Source organism: Halomonas sp. WWR20 (genome assembly GCF_054602495.1).
Genome location: NZ_JBTRHR010000001.1, coordinates 468829 through 492633, shown reverse-complemented (window position 1 = coordinate 492633; position 23805 = coordinate 468829). Strand labels below are relative to the sequence as shown.

General features: G+C 62.5%; 17 protein-coding genes. 11 read left to right on the top strand and 6 right to left on the bottom strand.

The genetic code is table 11. The annotated features are described in order from the left end of the window. The first annotated feature begins 83 nt into the window (after positions 1 to 83). From ACW4DH_RS02310 to trpC, 4 genes are all read left to right on the top strand, one after another. On the top strand, positions 84 to 917 hold the full coding sequence (locus tag ACW4DH_RS02310) for a hypothetical protein (protein ID WP_459634727.1): 834 nt from the start codon (positions 84 to 86) through the stop codon (positions 915 to 917). Between the two features lie 266 nt (positions 918 to 1183). Continuing rightward, positions 1184 to 1771: an anthranilate synthase component II gene (locus tag ACW4DH_RS02305; protein WP_459634726.1), complete on the top strand. Its 588-nt coding sequence runs from the start codon at positions 1184 to 1186 to the stop codon at positions 1769 to 1771. A gap of 18 nt (positions 1772 to 1789) precedes the next feature. Further along, positions 1790 to 2809 (top strand): anthranilate phosphoribosyltransferase, encoded by a 1020-nt coding sequence (trpD, locus tag ACW4DH_RS02300; protein WP_459634725.1) that lies wholly within the window; start codon positions 1790 to 1792, stop codon positions 2807 to 2809. 27 nt (positions 2810 to 2836) lie between these two features. After that, positions 2837 to 3649 carry an indole-3-glycerol phosphate synthase TrpC gene (gene trpC / locus ACW4DH_RS02295; RefSeq protein ID WP_459634724.1) on the top strand — a complete coding sequence of 271 codons (813 nt, stop codon included), beginning with the start codon at positions 2837 to 2839 and terminating at the stop codon, positions 3647 to 3649. 56 nt (positions 3650 to 3705) lie between these two features. Here the strand turns inward: trpC and ACW4DH_RS02290 are convergent, their stop codons facing one another. From ACW4DH_RS02290 to ACW4DH_RS02280, 3 genes are all read right to left on the bottom strand, one after another. After that, complete coding sequence (locus ACW4DH_RS02290) at positions 3706 to 5721, bottom strand: TonB-dependent receptor family protein (RefSeq protein ID WP_459634931.1); 2016 nt, start codon at positions 5719 to 5721, stop codon at positions 3706 to 3708. 124 nt (positions 5722 to 5845) lie between these two features. Continuing rightward, a complete protein-coding gene (locus ACW4DH_RS02285) occupies positions 5846 to 7657 on the bottom strand; it encodes a cation:proton antiporter (RefSeq protein WP_459634723.1) in 1812 nt (603 codons plus the stop codon). A gap of 95 nt (positions 7658 to 7752) precedes the next feature. Then, positions 7753 to 7989: an ACT domain-containing protein gene (locus tag ACW4DH_RS02280; protein ID WP_459634722.1), complete on the bottom strand. Its 237-nt coding sequence runs from the start codon at positions 7987 to 7989 to the stop codon at positions 7753 to 7755. A gap of 96 nt (positions 7990 to 8085) precedes the next feature. Between ACW4DH_RS02280 and ACW4DH_RS02275 the strand changes: the two genes are divergently transcribed. Continuing rightward, on the top strand, positions 8086 to 9765 hold the full coding sequence (locus ACW4DH_RS02275) for a methyl-accepting chemotaxis protein (protein ID WP_459634721.1): 1680 nt from the start codon (positions 8086 to 8088) through the stop codon (positions 9763 to 9765). Positions 9766 to 10037: 272 nt separating this feature from the next. Next, positions 10038 to 10565 (top strand): diaminobutyrate acetyltransferase, encoded by a 528-nt coding sequence (gene ectA, locus ACW4DH_RS02270; protein ID WP_459634720.1) that lies wholly within the window; start codon positions 10038 to 10040, stop codon positions 10563 to 10565. Between the two features lie 10 nt (positions 10566 to 10575). Here the strand turns inward: ectA and ACW4DH_RS02265 are convergent, their stop codons facing one another. The 3 genes from ACW4DH_RS02265 to ydiJ form a co-directional block, all read right to left on the bottom strand. Continuing rightward, positions 10576 to 12006, bottom strand: coding sequence for an amidase (locus ACW4DH_RS02265; RefSeq protein WP_459634719.1), 1431 nt, complete (start codon positions 12004 to 12006; stop codon positions 10576 to 10578). A gap of 179 nt (positions 12007 to 12185) precedes the next feature. Continuing rightward, positions 12186 to 12386, bottom strand: a complete 201-nt coding sequence (locus ACW4DH_RS02260) for a DUF2905 domain-containing protein (protein ID WP_459634718.1) — start codon at positions 12384 to 12386, stop codon at positions 12186 to 12188. Between the two features lie 59 nt (positions 12387 to 12445). Continuing rightward, positions 12446 to 15679, bottom strand: a complete 3234-nt coding sequence (gene ydiJ / locus ACW4DH_RS02255) for a D-2-hydroxyglutarate dehydrogenase YdiJ (protein ID WP_459634717.1) — start codon at positions 15677 to 15679, stop codon at positions 12446 to 12448. 205 nt (positions 15680 to 15884) lie between these two features. Here ydiJ and serS point away from each other — a divergent pair, with 205 nt between their 5' ends. The 5 genes from serS (at position 15885) to urtB (ending at position 23804) form a co-directional block, all read left to right on the top strand. Beyond that, the gene (gene serS, locus ACW4DH_RS02250) at positions 15885 to 17162 is read left to right on the top strand and encodes a serine--tRNA ligase (RefSeq protein WP_459634716.1); all 1278 of its coding nucleotides are present in this window, start codon (positions 15885 to 15887) and stop codon (positions 17160 to 17162) included. Positions 17163 to 17722: 560 nt separating this feature from the next. After that, positions 17723 to 18499, top strand: coding sequence for a uroporphyrinogen-III C-methyltransferase (gene cobA / locus ACW4DH_RS02245; RefSeq protein ID WP_459634930.1), 777 nt, complete (start codon positions 17723 to 17725; stop codon positions 18497 to 18499). A 135-nt stretch (positions 18500 to 18634) separates the two neighbouring features. Continuing rightward, a complete protein-coding gene (locus tag ACW4DH_RS02240) occupies positions 18635 to 20437 on the top strand; it encodes an acyl-CoA dehydrogenase C-terminal domain-containing protein (protein WP_459634715.1) in 1803 nt (600 codons plus the stop codon). Positions 20438 to 20773: 336 nt separating this feature from the next. After that, a complete protein-coding gene (urtA, locus tag ACW4DH_RS02235; protein WP_459634929.1) occupies positions 20774 to 22060 on the top strand; it encodes an urea ABC transporter substrate-binding protein in 1287 nt (428 codons plus the stop codon). 106 nt (positions 22061 to 22166) lie between these two features. Next, complete coding sequence (urtB, locus tag ACW4DH_RS02230) at positions 22167 to 23804, top strand: urea ABC transporter permease subunit UrtB (RefSeq protein WP_459634714.1); 1638 nt, start codon at positions 22167 to 22169, stop codon at positions 23802 to 23804. The last annotated feature ends 1 nt before the right edge of the window (position 23805 follow it).

The window sequence follows — 23805 nt, the reverse complement described above, 5'->3', positions numbered from 1 at the left end:
TGCGGCATCACTTGAAATACGTTCGAGTGCCTGTCGAATGTGGAATCGAAGTGACCTGGTGGGGGAGGGAGCAGAGCAACGAAATGCCTGTTAGAACACCTTCTGGCGAGGAGGTCCAGCCTGCGCTGTACGACCCCCGTCTACGCTGGAGCATGCTGCGCACGCGCTGGGCTTATGCTGCGCGCGAGTCGTTCACGGCCCGGCTTGTGCGGCCGGTAGAAGACCGTCTGTTCGAACGTTGGTTGAAACAGGGCCCACCCGGCCGTCAGGTCGAAGCCATGGGACTCCCCTATCGAAGCGTTAGCGCCTATCTTGGCCCTGTGCTGGAGCTGCATGTCAACCCATGTGGGTTGAAGCGATCGCTTTCGATGAAGGCGTCGTTTCCCAACGGGCGGGATCGAAGCCGGGCGGCCAGCGCCTTTATCTGGAAGGGCGATTGGGACCTGACTCGCTACGATTTCCGTGAGGGTTCCCGCTACGTCTTTATCCAGGATATCTGGCAGCATCGCGAAGATCTGGCCCGGAGTGCTTCTTATCGACAGCTCCTGCAGCGCCTGGAGGCGGATAAACCGTTTCGCTCGCACCAGAAAGGTATACTGCTCAACACTCCGGACAAGATACTGGAGTATCTGCAGGTCTATATCGGCTATATGGAAGATATGGCGGGCCAGGGATTCGACAAGGGGCTGGGGAAGGATCCGCTGGGCGTGGTGATCGACCGCCACGGCGAGATTCTCAAGGTCAACCGCGGCCTTCATCGTCTGGCCATGGCCCAAGTGCTGGGCCTGGACGAGATTGTGGTGCGGGTTCGTGCAGTGCATGAACTATGGTGGCAGCAAGTGACGCGGGGAGCACACGGCGAGCGGGCACTCAAACGGGTGGCACAAGCCCTTCCGGACTGCCGGCCAGCAGGCTGAGCCAGGTCTCTCTCCTTGACACGGTATTCTCCAATCCGCACTATTAGGGCATGCAAACATTCGTACACCCGATTTCAAGCCTGCAGTGGTGGCGCGCTTAATCTAGCGCGGCGCTTTCACTCGTCTTGAAGGAAAATGCCGCCGTGAGGCGGCATTTTTGTGTCTGGTGTCCTTCACGGTTGGCGATGACGACTTGAACGATCTGGGTGGCGTGCCGGATAGCTCATCGAGAAAGATACATTCAATACATTCAAGGATTTATCGCTATGTCCGTGCTAATGATCGATAATTACGACAGCTTCACCTACAACGTGGTGCAGTACCTTTCGGAACTGGGCGCCGATGTCGAGACGGTACGCAACGACACCTTGACGCTGGAGGACATCGAGCGCATGGCGCCGAGCCACCTGGTGATCTCTCCCGGCCCCTGTACGCCCAACGAAGCCGGCATTTCCCTGGAGGCGATCCGTCATTTTGCCGGCAAGCTGCCGATCCTGGGCATCTGTCTGGGGCATCAGGCGATCGGTCAGGTCTATGGCGGCAGGGTGATCCGGGCATCTCAGGTCATGCATGGCAAGACCTCGACGATCCATCATGGCCATCAGGGGGTTTTCGAAGGGCTTCCCGACCCGATGGAGGTGACGCGCTACCATTCGCTGGTAGTCGATTCCCAGGACCTGCCGGACTGTCTCGAGGTGACCGCCTGGGCGGGGGAGGATGATGTCACGCCGGGGCTGATCATGGGCCTGCGTCACAAGACACTGGACATCGAAGGCGTGCAGTTCCATCCGGAGTCGATCCTGACGCAGCAAGGGCATGAGCTGCTCGCCAATTTTCTGAAACGCCGCGCCTAAGAGAGAGGACACGTCGCCATGCAGATGCGGGATGCCATCGGTGCGGTAATGCGCCGCCAGAACCTGAGCTTTGAAGACACCCATGCGGTGATGCGCACCATCATGACGGGAGAGGCGACCGACGCTCAAATCGGCGGTTTTCTGATCGGTCTATCGATCAAGGGCGAGACTGCCGAAGAGATCACCGCCGCCGCAGAGGTCATGCGCGAACTGATGCTGCCGGTCAAGGTCGATACCGGGAATCTCGTGGACATTGTCGGTACCGGAGGCGATGGTGCCAACCTGTTCAACGTCTCCACGGCGTCCAGTTTCGTCGTCGCAGCCGCGGGGGGGCGCGTCGCCAAGCATGGCAACCGCAGCGTGTCGTCGTCTTCGGGCAGTGCCGACCTGTTCGACGTGGCCGGCATCAAGCTGGACCTCGATGCCCGTCAGGTCGCCCGCTGTATCGAGGAAGTCGGCGTCGGTTTCATGTTTGCACCGATGCATCACCAGGCCATGCGCCATGCGATCGGGCCGCGTCGTGAAATGGGCGTGCGTACTGTCTTCAACATCCTGGGACCGTTGACCAACCCGGCAAGTGCGCCCAATCAGGTGCTGGGTGTCTATGAGGCGACCCTGGTGCCGCTGATGGCCGAAGCGCTAAAACGCTTGGGGAGTCGGCATGTCCTGGTGGTACACGCCGATGATGGCCTGGATGAAATCTCGCTGGCAGCTCCCACCCGGGTGGCCGAGCTGCGTGACGGCGAGATTCGGGAATATCGTATTGCACCCGAGGATTTCGGCATCGAACGTCAGGCACTGGCACCGCTCAAGGTCGTGACCGCCGAGGACAGCCTGAGGCTGGTCAAGGAGGCGCTGACCGGGGAGGGACCCGCCGCGGATATCGTGGCGCTCAATGCCGGGGCGGCATTGTACGTGTCGGGAGTCGCGGATAGCATCAAGGAGGGGGTGTTGATGGCGCAGGACGCCCAGGCATCCAAGCTACCTTTGGAAAAAATGAAGGAGCTGGCGCTATTTTCGCGCGTTTTCTCCGAATAGCGACAGGCCCAGGCCCAAGGACACAACATGCATTACGATAACGATCCGGCACTGCCCACTATTCTGGCCAAGATTCTGGCGCGCAAGGAGCAGGAGGTTGCCGAGCGTCGAGTCCGGGTTCCGGAGTCGGAACTGCTCGCGCGTGCCCGCCAGCAGAGTGCTCCGCGCGGATTCGTCAAGGCGTTAACCGAATGCATTCAGGCGGGAGATCCGGCGGTCATCGCCGAGATCAAGAAGGCTTCGCCCTCCAAGGGCGTGATCCGAGAGGATTTCCAGCCCGCCGCGATTGCCCGCGCCTATGCCAATGCCGGGGCGAGTTGCCTGTCGGTACTCACCGATGCGGATTTCTTTCAGGGACACGAGGATTATCTGGTGGCGGCCCGCGAGGCCTGTGAGCTGCCGGTGATCCGCAAGGACTTCATCACTCACGGCTATCAGGTAACGGAAGCCCGGGCGATTGGGGCCGACTGTATCCTGCTGATTGTCGCGGCACTCGACGATGCGCGTCTCAAGGACCTCTACCAGCAGGCCGGAGAGCTCGGCATGGACGTACTGGTGGAAGTGCACGATGCGCTGGAACTCGAGCGCGCCATGGCGCTGAGCCTGCCGCTGGTAGGCATCAACAATCGCGACCTGCGCACCTTCGAAACCTCGCTCGATACGACCTTCGAGCTGCTGGGCAGGATCCCGCCGGATGTCGTCGTGGTGACCGAGTCGGGAATCTATTCTCGCGGCGATGTGGAGCATATGCGCGAGTATAACGTGAACGGTTTCCTGGTCGGCGAGGCGTTCATGCGTGAGGCCGATCCCGGCGATGCCCTGCGCAGGCTGTTTTTCTAAGTCGCTGAGGGGGCCGCTCGCGATTGCCGAGCGGCCCATGTTATGGGGAAATGTCTCTAGAAACCGACCTCCACCCCGGCGTAAAAGGTCCGGCCCGGTACTGGCTCGTAGTAACGCCCGTAGTTGGCATTGATGCGTACGTTGGCGAAGTGTTCCTCGTCGAACAGGTTGCGCACCCCGCCATACAATGACAGTCGTGTATCACTGCCCCCCAGACGCCAGCCGTCACCGGCGCGCAGGTTGACCAGCCAGTAGCTGTCGACGTCGACCTGGTTGGCGTTGTCGGCGTAAAGGTCGCCGATGTACTCGGTTTCCAGCGTGGCGAAACGTTGCTCGAGTCCCTGCCAGGTGAGTTGGTTGACCCAGGTCTTCTCCGGCAGACCGGGAAGACGATTACCGTCATACTCCTCATCGTCGGCAGCAAAGCTGTCGAATTCGTAGCGCGCCAACGTCAATGCGCTATCGAGGCGCCAGCGGGGCGTCAACTGCCAGCCCAAGGCCATTTCGATACCGTCACGATTCGTGTCGCCGGCATTGCGGTAAAATGTGCGTCCGTTGATCTCGTAGGGCACCAGTTCGTCGCGCACCCGTACCGAGAACAGCGCCACGTCGTAATCGAGCCCATTGGCGAAGTTGCCACGCAGGCCAATTTCACGGTTCCAGGCTTTTTGCGGATCGATGTTCGGGTTGAAGCCGCCTCCACCGTAGGGGTTGGCGAACTCCGAGAAAGTCGGAGTCTCGTAGGCGGTGCCGGTGTTCACATAGACTTGGTGCGTGGGTAGATAACGATAGCTGAGCCCGGCCGAGCCGCTCCACTCACGAAATGTCCGCTCGCCGCTGTTGTCGCCGTCGCTGAGAAAATCATCATCGATATCGAGTGCGACACGATCATAGCGTCCCCCCAATGACAGTGTGACTTGGTCGGTCAGCTCGAGATCGCCTTGCAGAAAGACCCCGGCCGAGGTGGCCGTCTGCGTCTCGTCCGCCACCTCGTCGAGAGTCTGCCCCGTGTCATCGACATCGTGGCGTCCACGGTCATCCTCCTGGCGTGCCACGTCGACACCGGTCACATAGCGTAGCGGCATGTCGCCAAGCGTTAGCGAATGATGGTATTCGGCGCTGCCCCCGTAATAGTTGCGCTGATAATCGATCAGACTGTCGCCGACATAGGGCAACTGCTGCTCGAAATCGCGCTGAGAGACGAATCCTCTGACATACACTTCGCCAGGCCCCATCGAAAGATCTTCATATTGCAGCCCCAGCAGCTGCTGATCGACACTCTGCCCGGCGTCCAGGGCCAGCGAGTTGGGTGCGGCCTGCTGGCGATCCTCGGCCACCTCGCCGGCATTCAGTCCCCCGGGATCCTCGGAGCGCGGATTGTCGAGCAGGTTGACGATGGCCGTCAGGGCGCGGTCACTGCCCAATTCGCGACGCAGCTTGGCGTTGAGCAGGTACTTCTCCACCTGGCTCTGGTCGCGATAGCCATCGAAATTCAGTGCCGAAAGACTGACATGATGAGACCACTCGCCCTGTTGTCCCCCGGCCTGGACGGCCAGCTTGCGATAACCGTTACTCCCGCCTTCCACGCGCAGCGTGGGGCTTGTCTCGCTGCCGCGCCCGTCGGCGGTGGTGACCGAGATCACCCCGCCGGCGGCATTGCCGTAAAGCACCGAGGCCGGACCGCGGATCACCTCGATGCGCTCGGCGCTGTCGAGGTCGATGGCGTCGAGCTGGGCCTGGCCGTCGGGCAGCGTATAGGGAATCCCGTCGACCATCACGGTGATTCCGCGCACGCCGAAGGGCGCTCGTGCACCGAAGCCGCGAATCGCGATGCGCTGGCCCTGGGCAAAATTGTTGCGGTTCTGCAGGAACACGCCGGGCACCATGCGCAACGATTCGTCGAGGCGTACGCGCTGCTGGCCGCGCTGAATCGCTTGCTCGTCGAGGATCGAGACGGCGGCGGGTGTCGCGTAGAGTTCACGTTCCAGGCGGGGGGCGCTGACCTCGACCGTCGTCAACGTTTCGGCGGTGTCCTGGCCCCAAGCCGCCCCTGCCGACAGACAGCTCAACATTGTCAGATGACGGAACACATTCCTTTTCACGGTCTTTTCTCCGGCCGGCAATTTTCCCGACCATAACATGCAGCGGTCCGCGACGGGACCGAGCTGCTACGATAACGATACGTGGCCGAGGCCGTTATCCCGTCACAAGGTTCTCCGGCGAGTCAGGAAAGATCAGACTGATCAATGTCTCGCCCGGTTTCGGCGCGAGAGGCGTTTCGGCCGTGGCGACCCGGATCCGGCCGCTGCGGCTGATGCTGAACAATGCCACTAGCCGACGTTGATGAAGGGCCAGATAGTCTTCGAGAGCGAAGCTTTCGGTGATCTTGGTGCTACGCAACCTGGCGCCTTGAGCCACCAAGCTCGACAGGCGGGCATAGGTGGTGTCCTCGTCGAACAGGCGCGGCAGATGGCCCAGCGCCTGCTCCTGATGGCGGCGTGCGTTCTTGCCGACATCCACCGCCAGACGAAAGACCTTGCCATGCCCGAGCAGGTGCTCGAAGTGCAGGGCGGCGAGATTGTTCAACTCCCGGTAGGGGGAGAGAGGCAGCAAGTGCCCGATACCGGTCAGCTCCAGGTGCTGGGCGGCATGCTCGGAGAGCGGATTGCCGTAGTACACCGGCAGGCCCGCCATGCGCGCCTCTTGCACCGCATCCCAGTTGTTGTCGGTCAGACGCACGGTGAAGCCGGCGTCGACCAGTGCCTTGCCGATGGCGCGCGCCGTCGGGTTGGCACCGATAATCAGAAATCCCGAAGGCGGCGCTTGGCTGACATCCAGCAGGCGGGCGATGGAGCGCGACAGCAGACTCTGGATCACCACCGTGCTGATGATGACCAGAAAAGTGACGGGAACCAGCATCTCGGCGCCGGGGACACCGATCTCTTCGAGCTTTATGGCAAACAGCGAGGCCACGGCGGCGGCGACGATACCCCGTGGCGACAGCCAGGCCAGCAATGCCTTCTCGCGCCATTGCAGGCCGCTGCCCAGCGTGCATAGCCACACCGACAAGGGGCGTGCCACCCATACCAGTATTACCAGAAACGCCCAGGCCGGCCACGACAGCAGGGCGAGCTGCTCGGCCGTCAGCCGAGCGGCGAGAAGAATGAAGAGCCCCGAAATCAGCAGCACCGAGAGCGTCTCCTTGAACTCGATGATCTGCTGGGTCGGCACGCCGCGCATGTTGGCCAGCCATACGCCCATGACGGTCACGGTCAGTAGTCCGGATTCGTGGAACAGAGTGTTGGAGGCGGTGAACAGGGTGAGCACCACCATCAGCGTGCCGAAATTGTGCAAGTGCTGGGGCAGCCAGTGATGGCGTAACACCTGTCCCCATAGATAACCGCCGCCCATTCCCAGGCCGAAGCCGATAGCGGCGGTCTGGGCGAACAACTGCAAGGTGTGGGTGGCGGCGCCGTTCGTCTGGCCCAGCGCGACGAACTCGTAGACCAATACTGCGCCGATGGCGCCCACCGGATCGATGAGGATGCCTTCCCAGCGCAGGATCTGGGTCAGGTGGGCACGCGCGCGCAATGTCTGTACCAATGGCAGGACCACGGTAGGGCCAGTGACCACCAGCAACGTCCCCAGTACGCTGGCCATTTCCCAGGACAGGCCGAGCAGGAAATGTGCCGCACCGGTGGCGATCAGCGCGGTCACCAGCGCGCCCCAGGTCACCAGGCGGCGCACCGTATGGCCGTGGCCGCGCAGGTCCTTGAAATCCAGCGTCAGGCTGCCCTCGAAGAGAATCACCGCTACCGCCAGCGACACCAGCGGGAACAGCAGTTCGCCGAGCAGGGCGTCGGGGTCCAGCAGCCCGGTAACCGGCCCCGAGAGGATCCCGGCAAGCAACAACAACAGAATGGACGGCAGGCGCAGACGCCAGGCGGCCCACTGGCAAATCAGCGCCAGCAGTCCAATCGCCGTCAGGGCAAGGGCGGAATGCTGCATCGTCGCGCTCCAGGGCGAAAAAAGAGCGCGCAGCCTAGCGTCGTGTGGGGGGGCTTGCAAGACACTGCAGCGTCGGGCGGGTAATTGATCGGAACTTAACGGCCTGAGCGATGCGACAGTGCGCGCAATGTCGCCATCGCTTTCTCGGCATCCGGGTGAGCCACGAACAGGTGATCGTGATAGAACCCGGCGATGATGTGATAACGGATCTGCTCTTCGCTCAGCGCCTGGGCGAAAGCTGCCGTCAGCCCCACGGCCTCGGGCGCGGAGTGGACCTCGAGGGTGATCCAGGCGGCGACGAAATCGTAGACGAGGCCGGGGCGGCCGACCAAGAATCCTTAGCTTTTTAGCGTAGCAGCCGATATGCACAGCTCGGGTATGCCAAACCAGGCATTTATAACGCAACAATAGAGTGATGCAGGTAACGCATGAAAAATCTATCAGTCAGAAAAAGCCTGACAATAGTTCTGATGGTGTTGGTGGTGATAATCGGGGCGATCAGTGCCTTGGGATTTTACTCAAACAGCATCAGTGCGAAGGCAATAAACGAGCTGGCGGAGATCAACGTAACGCAGACCAACACGCTTAATCGAACCCAGGTGAATCTGCTACGTGCACGACAAATGCTGGACAAGTACGCCAGATTCAGCCTTCAAGCCAATTATGACAGCGCCAGGGAAATGAAGCAGCGTGCCGCGACGGCACTTGAGCGAGCTCAGCAGCGCTTTGAGGCGTTCCAGAGCGTGCCAGTAGGCAATGATAGCCGCCGTGATCCCTACGTCGATGCTATCAACTCGGCGTATACCGCTCTTGTCTCGGATACGTTGATGGTGTTGCTGGAAAACGCCAATCCCGACGAGATACAGGCTCAAGAGACGCGCGTCGATGAGCTTTTTGCCAGCTTCGATACGGCGGCACGTGACTTTATTTTATATGTCGAGGCGCGTGGCGAGGAGCTTATTGCCGAGGATGCCCGTTCGAGCCTTCTCGTTGAAGTTATCGCGATCGCTCTGCTTGCATTGGCGATACTCGCTGCGTTGGCCGTACGTATCGGGATGATTCGCACCATTGTGAACCCGCTTCAGGAGGCGATCGGGCATTTCGACCGTATCGCGCAGGGTGATCTGACAGCGAATATCGAAGACCGAGGCACCAATGAAATCGGCAGGCTTTTCAGTGCGCTGAAGAACATGCAGGACAAGCTCAGCGATCTCGTGCTGTCTTTGCGGCGTAACAGTGAGAACGTTTTTACGGGCGCAGGCGAAATCGCGACCGGAAGCCAGGATTTATCGTCCCGCACCGAAGAGCAGGCCTCTGCCTTGCAGGAGACCGCCTCCAGCATGGAGCAGATGGCGTCCACCGTGCGTCAGAATACCGAGACGGCCGCTGAAGCCGATCGGCTCTCGACCCATGCCTCTCGGGCCGCCGAAGCGGGTGGAGAAGAAGTTCAGCGGACCGTTCAGCTAATGCGCGAGATCGCCGATAGCTCACGCAAGATTCAGGACATCATTGCGGCCATCGACTCGATTGCCTTTCAGACCAACATCCTCGCCTTGAATGCCTCGGTCGAGGCGGCGCGTGCCGGAGAGCAGGGGCGGGGCTTTGCCGTCGTCGCCAGTGAGGTTCGGACGCTGGCAAGCCGTAGCGCGAGTTCCGCCAAGGAGATTCGTGCCTTGATTGAGGAAACCACGTCACGCATCGTCAGCGGCGCCGAACAGGCAGAACGTAGCGGACAGACGATCAACGACACCGTGGATGCCATTCGTCAAGTGTCAGGGCTGATGAACGAGATTTCTTCGGCCACACGTGAGCAGGACAGTGGCATTGAGCAGATCAATGTTGCGGTGACGCAGATGGATTCCGTGACTCAGCAAAATGCTTCTCTGGTCGAACAGACGAGTGCCGCCGCAGCTTCCTTGGAAGAGCAAGCCAAGCAGCTGGCGGAGCTGATTGCCACGTTCCGGATCAATTCTCAGGCGGCCCCCTTGAACGCAGTTGCGGCGAAGACGGCCAATGCGCCGAGCCGCGCTCTGGCGCTACCGGAGGCTTCAACGACGTCAGCGAGCCCTCGCCCCAAGACGGACCGCGAAGAGTGGAGCGAGTTTTAACGAACATGGTGTATCGCTTGGGGCCACCGGGTAAGGGTGGCCCTTAATCTGCGCCGATCCCCCAGTCTCTCCCTCTCCCGCCGCTTGGTATTGCGCTATAACGCCTGTCTGGTGTGTCGGCGGCCGCGAAGCGAGCGGCCAGCCTATGGGGGAGTGATCGGCTGCGAGCCTTCTGCCAGGTCTGCCGCGGCGAATTCAACAGTTGTTGGAAATGGACCGGCCTTGCTACTGTCACTCCTGTATCGCTTGGCAGACGTCTAGGGAGGAGACCGATGCACACGCCACGAGATTCGAGTGCCGAGGTAATCGTACGCGAACCCGTAGTCGAAGACGGGACACGCTTGCATGATCTGGTGCGCCGGGTGCCGCCACTTGCCGAGAACTCGGTCTATTGCAACCTGCTGCAGTGCAATCATTTTTCCGAAACCAGCGCCATCGCCGAACAGAATGGCGAACTGGTGGCTTTCGTCACGGGCTACATTCATCCCAAGCAGCCTGACACCTACTTTCTATGGCAGATCGGCGTGCACGAGCATGGCCGTGGCCAACGCCTCCCCCTGCGTATGATTCAGCACATCCTGGCGCGTGCCGCTTGCCACCACGTCACGACCCTGGAAGTCACCGTCAGTTCTACCAACACTGTCTCGCGCGCTCTGTTCGAGGCGGTGGCCAGGGTCGAAGGTGCGCACTGCGAGATCCATCCCGCGTATTATCGCCCCGAGCTTTTTGGCGCCGACAACCGTATTGCCGAGAATCTGCTGCGAATCCATCCTCTTTCTACGCCCGGCAAGGCCCGCTAACAGCGCTCACTCAGGCCGAAGCGGTGTCAACCTTGGCCATCGGCGGCAGCCGGTCGGTCAGCGGATGCACCTGTTGAAAGGTATGCGCGGCACGAAGTACCAGATGATCGCTGTGCCGGGCGCCGATGAGCTGTGCACCGATCGGCAGCCCGTCACGGGTGAAGCCGCAAGGTACGCTGATCGCCGGCTGACCGGTCATGTTCCAAGGCCAGGTGAACGCCGCCCAACTGGTCCAGCGCAGGTGGGGCCAGCCCTCGGGGACCTCGCGGCCAGCGGTAAACGGTCGTACCGGAGCGGTGGGGCAGAGAATCAGGTCGTAATCCCGGTGGAAGAAGCTTGTACGGTGCATGAGTTCGACCCGCGCCTGGTCGGCTTCCAGATAGTCCAGGGCGCTGAGCCGGGCACACTGCTCGGCGACCTCGCGGTGCTGCGGGTCCATCTGTGCCCGCGCCGCCTCGTCCCAGTCGCGGATCATCAGTGATGAGGTGGTGAAGAACAGCCGCTGATAATGCTCTCGCAGCTCACCGATATCTGGATCGGCTCGGACCACTCGCGCCCCGAGTTCCGCAAGCTTGTCGGCGACGTGTTCTACCGCGGCGGCGACCTCGGGATCGACCTCGAGATCCAGGCCCAGGCTCGGACTGTAGGCGATGCGCAGCCCACCGACATCACCGCTCAGTTCGTCCCGGTAGCAGCGCGGCATGGGCTGAAGGCGGGGGTCGCTGGGGTCGGATTCGGTCATGACATCCAGCAGTAGCGCTGCATCGCGTACCGTGCGAGCCATGGGACCCGGCTGGGAGAGCTTGCCGTAGTGGCTGCCCGGATGCATGGGCGCGCGGCCATGGGTCGGCTTGAAGCCGACCACGCCGCAGAAGCTTGCCGGAATGCGGGTCGAACCGCCGGAGTCCGCCGCCAACGCCAACGGCACGATCCCCATCGCCACGGCGGCGGCACTGCCACCGCTAGACCCTCCCGGCGTCTTGTCCAGGTTCCAGGGGTTGCGGGTCACGCCGGTAAGCGGTGAGTCGGTGACCGCCTTCCAGCCGAACTCCGACATGTTGGTCTTGCCTACCGGGACGAAACCGTTACGCCGGCAGGCGGCCACTGTCGGGGCATCCAGCTTGCTGGGGCTGTCGTCGGTGAGGCGGGAGCCATCGCGGGTGGCCCAGGAGATCTGGTCGAACGCATCCTTCACCGCCACCGGCAGGCCATCGAGCAGCCCCATGGTCTGCCACGAGCGGTAACGTTCATCGGCGGCCCGGGCCATTTCCAGGGTCTTGTCCCGATCCACCTGACGAAAAGCATTCACCTCGTCATCCAGCGCCGCGATGCGTTCGAGTGCTGTCTCGGCGAGCTCCACCGCGGTTACCTCCGAGCGCTGCAGGCGTTTCAACAGCTCTGCAGCGGTCAGGCAACGGTAAGGCTCCATTGGGGTTTCCATGAAACTCCGTCTCCTTGTCGTTCCGGTGCTCTCCTTAGGGCATGCCTCACCGGTGAATTCCGTTTGATCTGTTACTCAAGCTAGAAAATGGCTCCCGCAATGTCCAAGTTGCGCAGGTCTTGAATAGGACAAACGTCAGCGGTCCTAGGAACGTGAGGAAGCGCTGACACCCCGCACAATCAGCGGTTGAACAGCCACAACACGGCGGAAATCAGCGCACTGAGGAGAATCATGGTCGTGATGGGAAAGTAGAAGGCGAAATTTTCACGCTTGATGGCGATATCGCCGGGCAGATGACCGAAAGGCAGTTTCGAAAGCCACGGCCACAGCAGCCCGACCATCACGATGAGCACGCCGATGACGATGAGCGTTCGGGACATGGATGGGCCTCCTTGCCGGTGGGAAAGTGGCGGGACGGAGGTTACCCGCCCCGCATGCTTCAACTGGCGCGCTTGAGTGCTGCAAGCAACCCTTGTAGTGGATGCCGCAGCGTCTCGCCCGACAGACGCTGGGCCTGGCTGCGGCAGGAATAGCCCGTGGCGAGCAGGCGTCCGGCATTGGCCGGGTTCTCCGTCACCTCTCGCCAGGAGAGGTCGTAGATCCGCTCGGAGGTGTCGCGGTTGCGCGCCTCGTGGCCGTAGGTGCCGGACATGCCGCAGCAGCCGGTGGCGACCAGTTCCAGCTCCAGTCCGAAGGCGGCGAACACCTGCTGCCAGGCCTTGGGCGAGCCTGGGGCGGTGGTCTTCTCGGTACAGTGCGAGAGCAGGCGGAACTTGGGATCCTCCAGGACCACACCATTGGGCACCCACCGCCGGCCCAGCGACACCAGCCACTCCTGAAGCAGCAGCACCTCGGGCGTGGCGTCCGGCCCCAAAGCCTTCACGTACTCTTGACGGTAGGTCAGCGTCATGGCGGGGTCGACGCCTACCATGGGCACGCCGAAGCGCGCCAGGGTACGCAGGTGCTCGGCCTGCTTGGCGGCGGTGCGCTCGAACTTGCCCAGAAAGCCCTGAACCTGCAGCGGCTTGCCGTTGGCATTGAATGGCATGACGAATACGCGGATGTCGAGACGCGACAGCAACTCGACGATATCCATCACCAGCTTCGACTCGAAATAGCTGGTGAAGGCGTCCTGAACGAGGATCACGCTGCGCGCCTTCTGGCGTTCGGTCAACAGTCCCAGCGCCGTGGGCGTGGCTTCGCTGATCCCCCAGGCCTTGAGCTGCTTGGCGAGACTCGCGCGCGAAATCGAGGGGCTGTCGACCATGCCGATCCGCTCGGCCATCAGGCGATCGACCAGCCGGTGCTGGAGCAGGGCATTGTAAAGCGGTGCGACCCGCAACAGCGTGGGCATCATGAATTCCAACCCGCCGATCAGGTAGTCGCGCAGCGGACGCTGGTAGCGTCCGTGATAGACTTCAAGAAACTGCGAGCGGAACTCTGGCACGTTGACCTTGATCGGGCACTGTCCGGCGCAGGATTTACACGCCAGGCAACCGGCCATGGCGTCGTAGACCTCATGGGAGAAATCCTCCTCGCCGCGTCCCTGGCGCCAGGAATTACGCAGCCGCAGCGGCAGGTCGCGCACGAAGCCCCAAGCGCCCTCGGCCTTTTTCCTGCGCGACTCCTCGACGACGTCGGTGCCGGCGTTGCCCTGCAGGCGCAGCCATTCGCGCATCAGACTGGCGCGCCCCTTGGGCGAGTGGATGCGCGCTCGCGTACCCTTCCACGACGGGCACATGGCATCGGCCGGATCGTAGTTGTAGCAGGCGCCGTTGCCGTTGCAATAGACCGCACTGGCATGTGCCTGCCACACGCGCTCGTCGATCTGACGGTCGAGCTGGCCGCGCGTGGTCACGCCGTCTATGGTCAGCAGCCCCGGATCGATCCACTTGACCGTTTCTTCGGCAGTGCTATCGGCCGTACCGGCGGCATCGGGCCGGATAGAAAGCGGCGTGGCGATCTTGCCCGGATTCAACTGGTTGTGCGGATCGAAGGCGGCCTTGAGGCGCTGCAGGCTGGGGTAGAGTTCGCCGAAGAACTTCGGCGTGTACTCGGAGCGCACGCCCTTGCCGTGCTCGCCCCACAACAGCCCGTGATACTTGTGAGTGAGCGCGGCGACCTCGTCGGAAATTTCGCGGATCAGCGTCTCCTGCGCGGGATCCTTCATGTCGATGGCCGGGCGTACGTGTAGCACGCCGGCATCGACATGACCGAACATGCCGTACTCCAGCCCACGGGCATCGAGCGCGGCGCGGAACTCGGCGATGTAATCGGCCAGATGCTCGGGGGGAACCGCGGTATCCTCGACGAAGGGAATCGGGCGCTTCTCGCCCTTGGCGTTGCCCAGCAGGCCCACGGCGCGCTTGCGCATGGCGTAGACGCGGCCGATCTGCTCGCGCCCCTGCGCCAGGGTATAGCCCAGGCGCTCGACGCTGCTGTCGGTTTCGAGATGCTGGGTAAACGCCTGGATCTTGGCTTCCAGCGCGTCGGGATCGTCGGCATTGAATTCGACCAGATTGACGCCGCGAATCACCGGCGCCGTACGGGCCTCGGCGCGTGTCGCGATCGCGGCGACGGCCACATCGTCGGTATCGGCTTCCTGCTCGGCGGTGGCGCGGGCCTCGCCACTAGGAAAGAACTCGGCAACGCTGTCCCACACGAAGTCCTCCATCGCCAAGGCGAGGACCTTGTCGTCGACGGTCTCGATGGAAGTGGGGCGGGGTTGGGTCGTCTGCGACCGGCTCTCCTCAAGTCCCATCAGCGCCTTGGCGTCGCGCAGGGCGTCCATGAAGCTCGCATAGCGCACGTTGACCAGCGTCGAATGCTTAGGGATCGGCAGCACATTGAGCGTCGCCTCGCAGAGAAAGCCCAGCGAACCTTCGGAGCCGCACAATACGCTGTTGAGATCGAAGCGACCTTCCGCATCCCTGAGATGTGCGAGGTCGTAACCGGTCAGGCAACGGTTGAGCTTGGGGAACTTGGCCTCGATCAGTGCCTGCTGGGTGTCGATGATCTCGCGAGCGGTGCGATGAATGTCGCCCACTGTGTCGTCGCGCTGACAGATATCCTCGAGTTCGGCGCCTTCGAGCGGTCGGCTGGTCCAGCGCTCGCCGCCGAGCAGCACGGTATCGAGTTCCAGCACGTGGTGGCGCGTCTTGCCGTATTCGCGGCTGCCCTGGCCGCTGGCATCGGTGCTGATCATGCCGCCGAGGGTGGCGCGGTTGGAGGTGGAGAGCTCGGGGGCGAAGAACAGCCCGTGGGGCTTGAGCGCGGCATTGAGCTGATCCTTGACCACACCGGCCTGGACCCGCACACGGCGGTTCTCGACATCGATCTCGAGGATACGGTTCATATAGCGGGACACGTCGACCATCACGCCTTCGGTCAGCGACTGACCGTTGGTCCCGGTACCGCCGCCGCGCGGGGCCAGGCTGATCTCGCGGAACTCGTCGCGCGCCGCCAGCCGGGCGATGCGCTGCAGATCGTCAGCGTCGCGTGGATAGAGCACCGCCTGAGGCAGGCGCTGATAGATCGAGTTATCGGTGGCCAGCACCGTACGGTTGGCGTAATCCGGGGCAATGTCGCCGCTGAAGCCTGCGGCGCGCAGCGCCTCGAGAAAGCGCAGGGTGCGGGTGTCGATCCGCGAGAGAGAGTCTAGGCGTGCGATCATAATCTCGACATCAAGCGTTGCAGGTGACCGTCGACAGCGGTGTCAGGCGCCGCGCAGCCAGCTTGGAAGAATCATTGCTCGCATTAGTGTACCCGACCCGGCACCACAGCGTCAGCGAGCGTGGCCGTGAGCGGTGGTTTTCCCTACAATAATGGACTGATTTCATTTCCCGCATTCTTTCACGCGACTCGACGGACAGGCTTCCATGCTCGACCCCAAACTGCTTCGCAGCGATCTTGAACACGTGGCGCAACGCTTGGCCAAACGTGGTTTTACGCTCGATACCGAGAAACTCGAGGCGCTGGAATCGCAGCGTCGCGAGTTGCAGACCCAGACCGAACAGCTGCAGAACGAGCGCAACGTGCGTTCCAAGGCCATCGGCAAGGCCAAGGCGGCCGGTCAGGACATCGAGCCACTGCTCGCCGAGGTCAGCGACATGGGCGAGCGCCTCGATGCCGCCAAGCGTCAGCTCGCCGAGGTGCAGGAGGGGCTCGAGGCGATTGCCGCCAGTCTGCCCAACTTGCCGCACGACAGCGTCCCGCAGGGCCAGGACGAGGCCGACAACGTCGAGCTGCATCGCTGGGGCACGCCGCGCGAATTCGATTTCGAGGTCAAGGATCACGTCGATCTGGGCGCCAAGCTGGGGTATCTCGATTTCGAGATGGCTTCCAAGCTGACCGGTTCGCGCTTCGCCGTGATGCGCGGGCCGATCGCGCGGCTGCATCGCGCACTCGCCCAGTTCATGCTCGACAAGCAGACCCTCGAGCATGGCTACGAAGAGTGCTATGTGCCGTACATGGTCAATCGCGATTCGCTGATGGGCACCGGCCAGTTGCCCAAGTTCGGCGAGGATCTGTTCCGGCTGGAAGGCGACAACGAGTATTATCTGATTCCCACCGCCGAAGTGCCGCTGACCAATTTCGCCCGCGATCACATCTTCGAGGCCGGCCAGCTGCCGGTGAAGCTGACCGCGCATACCCCGTGTTTTCGTAGCGAGGCGGGTGCCTATGGCAAGGATACCCGCGGCATGATCCGCCAGCACCAGTTCGACAAGGTCGAGATGGTGCAGATGGTCGATCCCGAGACCAGCTACGATGCTTTGGAAGAGATGCGCGGCCATGCCGAGGCACTGCTTCAGGCGCTGGGCCTGCCTTATCGGGTAGTCACGCTGTGCACCGGCGACATGGGGTTCGGCGCCGCCAAGACCTACGACCTCGAAGTGTGGCTGCCCAGTCAGACGACCTATCGCGAGATCTCCTCGGTGTCCAACTGCGAGGACTTCCAGGCCCGGCGCATGCAGGCGCGCTTCCGCAGCCCCGCGCAGAAGAAGCCGCAACTGCTGCATACCTTAAACGGCTCCGGGCTGGCCGTGGGGCGCTGCCTGCTGGCGGTGCTCGAGAACTACCAGAACGCCGACGGCTCGATCACCGTGCCGGAGGCGCTGCGCCCCTACATGGGTGGGATGGAAACGCTCAATACGTAAGCTCTGACTGTCGGCCGCCCATGCGGCCGACATCCGGTCCGCCTGCAGTGCCCGCCCCGGTTATATCCTTCCAACCAAATGTTTCCTTCGTCGGATGGGCCAAGACTTACTTTTGGCTATAAAAAACGCCATTATTGCCCGCTCCTGGATATAAGCGATGCGATATGGAACTCCTTTCCCTGCAGTGTGACCCCCGGCAACTCGACATTCGCTTGATTGGCGGCGGACGCGAAGCGTTGCTGCTGGCGACGCCGCTGGCGGGGTTGGTGCCGCGTCTGCGGGTACATGCTCACCATTGCCTGCCGGAGCTGGAGGCTTTGGCCGAGGCTCAGGGATGGCAACTGGCAGGCGCGGAGGAGCCGACCCCGGCACCTGGCCAGTTATGGCTGGTGGCCACCGGACAGGAGGCGCTGGATACGCGCTGGGTCGAGACGGCGCGGCAGACAGGCGTCATGGTGCATGCGCCGGCGTTGCCCGCGCGTTCGAGCGTGCGCCTGCCCCCGCGGATCGGTGGCTTTGCGGCGCGCGCTGATGAGCACGTTTCGGGGCGTCTCGGACATGTGTCGCTGGTGGGAGCCGGGCCGGGGGATCCGGAACTGCTCACGCTCAAGGCGCTCCGGCGCATTCAGCAGGCCGATGTGATCATTCATGACCGCCTGGTCAGTCACGAAGTTCTGGCGCTGGCCAACCCGCGGGCTCGGCGACTCTATGTCGGCAAGGCCCGCTCGCAGCATAGCGTGCCTCAGGACGGCATCAACCAGGCGCTGGTCGACTGGGCTCAGGCGGGGTACGACGTGGTGCGTCTGAAGGGCGGTGATCCTTTCATCTTCGGCCGCGGAGGCGAGGAGCTGGAAACCCTGGCGGCAGCGGGCATCGGCTTCGACGTAGTGCCCGGCATCACGGCCGCTTCGGGATGCGCCGCTTATGCCGGCATTCCATTGACCCACCGCGATCATGCCCAGTCGGTACGCTTCGTCACCGGCCATCTCAAGGATGGCAGCTGCGATCTCGACTGGGCATCGCTGGCGCGTCCCGAGCAGACCTTGGTGTTCTACATGGGGCTCGGCGCGCTCGATGTGATTCGCGAACGACTTCAGGCCCATGGCTTGCCGGGAGAGACTCCCCTGGCCCTGGTCGAACAGGGCTCCACGGCACGTCAGCGTATTCATGTGGGCAGTCTGGCCGCGCTGCCACCGGGACTTGAGCGTGACAGCGTCAAGCCACCGACGCTGGTCATCGTCGGCCATGTCGTCACCCTGCATCATCGTCTTGCCTGGTTCACGCCCGCGCAGGGCGCCAGCCTGGGGTGGGAGGAGGGCAAGCACCCCTCGCCTTGAAGGCGTCGAGTCGCTGGACTCGGCGGGACGGTGCTTCTGTCTCTTTTCTTCTCTCTACGCCAAAGGTCGGCGTGACGTGCCTTATCCCTTCGGCTAGGATTCAATCGTTCGTTTGAATCCCGCCGAGGAGCTGTCATGGCCAAGTATCAGGCACCGCTGCGCGACATGCGGTTCGTATTGAACGAAGTGTTCCAGGCTGGAGCACTATGGGCGCAAATGCCGGCCACGGCCGAGCTGGGGCCAGAGCTGGCCGATGCCATCCTCGAGGAGGGCGCGCGGGTCACGTCGGCCGAGCTGTTTCCTCTCAACATGAGCGGCGATGCCGAGGGCTGTCGTTTCGATAATGGCCAGGTATTCACTCCCAGCGGGTTCAAGGAGGCCTTCCGCACCCTGGCCGAGGGCGGCTGGTTCGGCCTGGGCGGCAATCCCGACTATGACGGTCAGGGCATGCCCAAGATGCTGACCGTGGCCTTCGAGGAGATGCTCTACGCCACCAATACCAGCTTTGCGTTGTATCCGGCGCTCAACAATGGCGCCACGCTGCTGCTCGACAGCCACGCTCCCGAAGCGATCAAGCAGCGTTTCCTGCCCAGGATGTACTCGGGTGAGTGGATGGGCACCATGTGCCTGACCGAACCGCATTGCGGCACCGACCTCGGCCTGATCAAGACCCGCGCCGTGCCAGCCGGTGGCGATACTTATACCGTTACCGGCAGCAAGATCTGGATCACCGGCGGCGAGCACGACATGGCGGAGAACATCGTGCATCTGGTGCTGGCCAAGTTGCCGGACGCGCCGGAAGGCTCGCGCGGCATCTCGCTGTTCCTGGTGCCCAAGTTCAAGGTCGACAGTGAAGGCCGCCTGGGCGAGCGCAACGCGGTGAGCTGCGGCTCCATCGAGCACAAGATGGGCATCAAGGGCAGCGCCACCTGCGTGATGAACTTCGACGGTGCCGAGGGCGTGTTGATCGGCGAGCCCCATCAGGGGCTGGCGACGATGTTCACCATGATGAACTACGAGCGCCTGTCGATCGGCATTCAGGGGCTGGGGCTGGGCGAGGTGGCCTACCAGAGCGCCATGGATTTCGCCCGCGAGCGTCTGCAGAGCCGCGCGCCCAACGGCCCGGCGGCACCCGAGAAGCCCGCGGATCCCATTCTGGTGCATCCGGACGTGCGACGCATGGCACTCGACGTACGCGCCTGGAACGAAGGGGGGCGGATGTTCGCCGCCTTCGTCGGCATGCAGCTCGACCGCGTCAAGTTCCATCCCGACGCTGCGGTACGGGCCGAGGCGAGCGATCTGGTCGCTCTGCTCACCCCGGTGGCCAAGGCGTTCCTGACCGATCGCGGCTTCGAGGCCACGGTGGAAGCGCAGCAGCTTTACGGGGGAAATGGCTACTGTGTCGAGTGGGGCGCGGAGCAGTTCGTGCGCGATGCACGCATCGCCATGATCTACGAGGGCACCAACGGTATCCAGGCCATGGATCTGGTAGGGCGCAAGCTGTTCCGCAACCAGGGCGCCTATATCGAGCGTTTCGCCGCATTGGTGCGTGAGGATATCGGCACGCAGCCCTCGGATACGTTAAAGCCCTTCCATCAGGCCTGCGAGCGTGAGCTGGCGCGGCTGGAAAGTGTGACCGACTGGTTGCTCGGCCAGGCCAAGGGGCGCCCCGAGGAGCTTGGCGCGGCGGCGGCGGATTACCTGCATCTGTTCGGCTGTGTCGCCTACGCCTGGATGTGGTGGAAATCGGCCCGCGCCGCGCAGACGGGTCTGGCCGAAGACGGCCCATCGGGGCGGCCCTTCTATCAGGCCAAGCTGACCGTGGGCCGGCATTTCCTGACGCGACTGCTGACGCGCACGGAGTCCCTGGAGCGCCAGATCATGGCCGGGGCCGAAGAATTGATGCGTCTGCCCGAAGAGGCCTTCTATCCCGAGTGAGGCAACGTTACGACGCCCGAACACAACACCGGCCCTGGGCCGGTGTTGTCGTTTATGCGTGGTGCTGGTGCATGTCGATGCGCGGCATCTGATGTGGTGCACAAAAGAGGTGCGCTGCGCTCTGTTGGTGCATCCGGTGACGTTAGAGATTCATCAGGAGATTAACAACTTATTGTAAATAAAGGATTTAATATAGAAATGCACTAAATTGGCACACGCCTTGCGAAGCAATGAAAGAGGTTATCTCGGATGGCGTCATCATCGCTGGATACCCCGCCATAACAATCATTGCGCAAGGAGATTGCTGTGAAAAAGGTGAACGTTTCCCCTCGCTGGCTGGCTGCTGCCTCGCTGCTGAGCCTGAGCGTGGCGCTGCCCGGCCAGGCCTTCGCTCAGGAGGACACCATCAAGGTCGGTATCCTGCACTCTCTTTCCGGCACCATGGCCATCAGCGAATCGACGCTGAAGGACGAAATGCTGATGCTTATCGAGCAGCAGAACGAGCAGGGCGGCTTGCTGGGCAAGCAGCTCGAGCCGGTAGTGGTCGATCCCGCTTCCAACTGGCCACTGTTTGCGGAAAAAGCGCGTCAACTGCTTGAGCAGAACCAGGTCGACGTGATCTTCGGCAATTGGACCTCGGTATCGCGCAAGTCGGTATTGCCGGTCGTCGAGGAGTTGAACGGCCTGTTGTTCTATCCCGTCCAGTACGAGGGCGAGGAGTCTTCCGAGAATGTCTTCTACACCGGCGCTGCACCCAACCAGCAGGCGATTCCCGCCGTCGACTATCTGATGAACAATGTCGGCGTCGAACGCTGGGTGCTGGCCGGGACCGATTACGTCTACCCGCGTACCACCAACAAGATTCTCGAGGCCTACCTCAAGGATCACGGCGTGGCGCAGGAAGACATCATGATCAACTACACGCCGTTCGGGCACTCCGACTGGCAGAACATCGTCTCCGAGATCAAGCGTTTCGGCAGTGCCGGCAAGAAGACTGCCGTGGTCTCGACCATCAACGGCGATGCCAACGTGCCGTTCTATCGCGAGCTGGGCAACCAAGGGATCGACGCCGCCGACATTCCGGTCATCGCCTTCTCGGTGGGCGAGCAGGAACTCTCGGGCATCGACACGGCGCCGCTGGTCGGTCACCTGGCCGCCTGGAACTACTTCATGAGCGTCGATACCGATGCCAACTACGACTTCATCGATAACTGGATCGCCTACACCGGCGACGACAATGCCGTGACCAACGATCCGATGGAAGCGCACTACATCGGTTTCAACATGTGGCTGGAAGCGGTACGCAAGGCCGGCACCACCGATGTCGATGCGGTCAAGGACGCCATCATCGGCGTGAGCGTGCCCAACCTCTCAGGCGGCTATGCGGCGATGATGCCCAACCACCACATCACCAAACCGGTATTGATTGGCGAGATTCAGGACAACGGCCAGTTCTCCATTGTCTGGCAGACGCCCTCCACCGTGGCCGGCGATGCCTGGTCCGACTACCTGCCGGGCTCGCGCGATCTGATCAGCGACTGGCGCAAGCCGATGGAGTGCGGCAATTACAACGTCGTCGACAAGACCTGTGGCGGTGGCGAAGCGCAGAGCGCCAGCCAGTAACGCATAAGACGTTACAAGACTGGATCGGCCGGCTGCATGTGATTGCTTCTCGTGCAGCTGGCCTTCGCCACCTCATGACATTCCACGCCACTCAAAGGACACCCGCATGATGCTTCTGCGGATCATCACAACGCTAGCGCTGCTCGGGTACGGCTTGCTGATGCTGGGTACACCCGCCCTGGCTCAGCAGAACGACGCGGCCGGGCAGACACGCCAACAGGAGACGCCTCCAGAGCTTGCGGCGCTGGCGGCCGACTCCTATGCCGACAAGGCGCAGGCGATACAGAACCTGATCGCCAGCGGCCATCCGCGTACGCGGATCTGGCTGACCGCCCTGCTCGACGGCAAGCTGCAGCGCCTCGAGGACAGCGGGCGTTTCGTCATTGTCACTGACAATCGCGGCCGTGACTGGACGGTGATCGACGCTATCGACGACGCGCCCCTGGGCGAAGTCTCGCGGCGCAACATCGACCGCATCACCATCAACAATGCACTGCGCAACCAGCTGCGCAGTGCCATGGCGATTCTCGATCTTGATGCCTCCAGCGCAGAGGAACGACTGGCGAGTGCCGATCGCCTGCTCGGTGAGGTCGATACCGACCTGGCCGAGCCGCTCGCTGCACGCCTCGAGACCGAGCAGGATGCACAAGTGCGCACCAAACTGGCGCAGGCCCTGGCGCTTTATCGTCTCCAGCATGGCGACAGCGCGGCGATCGATGCCGCCATCGCGACGCTCTCGGGCAGCCTCAATCCCAAGGTGCGCGCCTCCCTGAGCCAGGTGGCCAACGGCGAGGGGCCGGCGGCCGAGGCGGCTCAGCAGGCGCTGGCGAGCATCGAACAGAAGCTCAAGCTCAACCGTGTGGCCGAGACGCTCTACTTCGGCCTCAGCCTGGGCTCGGTACTGGTGCTGGCGGCGATCGGTCTGGCGATCACCTTCGGCGTGATGGGGGTGATCAACATGGCGCATGGCGAGCTGATCATGCTCGGCGCCTATACCACCTGGATGCTGCAGCAACTGCTGCCGGGTCAGCCGGGGCTGGCACTGATCCTGTCGATTCCCGCCGGCTTTCTGGTCGCGGCGCTGGCCGGGGTGATCATCGAGCGCAGCGTGATCCGCTTCCTCAAGGGGCGGCCGCTGGAAACGCTGCTGGCCACCTTCGGTGTCAGCCTGATCTTGCAGCAATTGGTGCGCACGCTGATCTCGCCACTGAACCGCATGGTCGTGACGCCGGAGTGGATGAGCGGCTCGCTGGTGATCAACGAGGCGCTGTCGCTGACCCTCAATCGTCTCTATGTACTGGGCTTCGCCCTAGTGGTGTTTGCCGGGCTGATGCTGGTGATGCGCAAGACCCGCCTGGGCCTGGAAGTGCGCGCCGTGACGCAGAATCGCACCATGGCCCGTGCCATGGGTATCCGCGCTACCCGCGTGGATATCCTGACCTTCGCACTGGGCTCAGGCGTCGCCGGGCTGGCCGGGGTGGCGCTGTCGCAGCTCACCAATGTCGGGCCCAATCTGGGCCAGAACTACATCATCGACTCCTTCATGGTGGTGGTGTTCGGCGGCGTGGGCAATCTGTGGGGCACGCTGGTCGCCGGCATGTCGTTGGGCCTGATCAATCAAGTCATCGAACCCTGGGCGGGAGCTGTGCTCGCCAAGGTCATCGTGCTGGTCTTCATCATCCTGTTCATTCAAAAACGCCCGCGCGGACTGTTTCCGCAAAAGGGCCGTGCGGCGGAGGGCTAAG

What these genes read in the sequence shown, in the direction of transcription:
- trpD (WP_459634725.1), top strand. Translation starts at nt 1,790, where the DNA reads ATGCAGATGCGGGATGCCATCGGTGCGGTAATGCGCCGCCAGAACCTG.
- ACW4DH_RS02260 (WP_459634718.1), bottom strand. Translation starts at nt 12,386, where the DNA reads ATGTCCCGAACGCTCATCGTCATCGGCGTGCTCATCGTGATGGTCGGG.
- ACW4DH_RS02310 (WP_459634727.1), top strand. Translation starts at nt 84, where the DNA reads ATGCCTGTTAGAACACCTTCTGGCGAGGAGGTCCAGCCTGCGCTGTAC.
- ACW4DH_RS02305 (WP_459634726.1), top strand. Translation starts at nt 1,184, where the DNA reads ATGTCCGTGCTAATGATCGATAATTACGACAGCTTCACCTACAACGTG.
- ectA (WP_459634720.1), top strand. Translation starts at nt 10,038, where the DNA reads ATGCACACGCCACGAGATTCGAGTGCCGAGGTAATCGTACGCGAACCC.
- ACW4DH_RS02265 (WP_459634719.1), bottom strand. Translation starts at nt 12,006, where the DNA reads ATGGAAACCCCAATGGAGCCTTACCGTTGCCTGACCGCTGCAGAGCTG.
- ACW4DH_RS02285 (WP_459634723.1), bottom strand. Translation starts at nt 7,657, where the DNA reads ATGCAGCATTCCGCCCTTGCCCTGACGGCGATTGGACTGCTGGCGCTG.
- ACW4DH_RS02240 (WP_459634715.1), top strand. Translation starts at nt 18,635, where the DNA reads ATGGCCAAGTATCAGGCACCGCTGCGCGACATGCGGTTCGTATTGAAC.
- serS (WP_459634716.1), top strand. Translation starts at nt 15,885, where the DNA reads ATGCTCGACCCCAAACTGCTTCGCAGCGATCTTGAACACGTGGCGCAA.
- trpC (WP_459634724.1), top strand. Translation starts at nt 2,837, where the DNA reads ATGCATTACGATAACGATCCGGCACTGCCCACTATTCTGGCCAAGATT.
- ACW4DH_RS02275 (WP_459634721.1), top strand. Translation starts at nt 8,086, where the DNA reads ATGAAAAATCTATCAGTCAGAAAAAGCCTGACAATAGTTCTGATGGTG.
- ydiJ (WP_459634717.1), bottom strand. Translation starts at nt 15,679, where the DNA reads ATGATCGCACGCCTAGACTCTCTCTCGCGGATCGACACCCGCACCCTG.
- urtB (WP_459634714.1), top strand. Translation starts at nt 22,167, where the DNA reads ATGATGCTTCTGCGGATCATCACAACGCTAGCGCTGCTCGGGTACGGC.
- ACW4DH_RS02290 (WP_459634931.1), bottom strand. Translation starts at nt 5,721, where the DNA reads ATGTTGAGCTGTCTGTCGGCAGGGGCGGCTTGGGGCCAGGACACCGCC.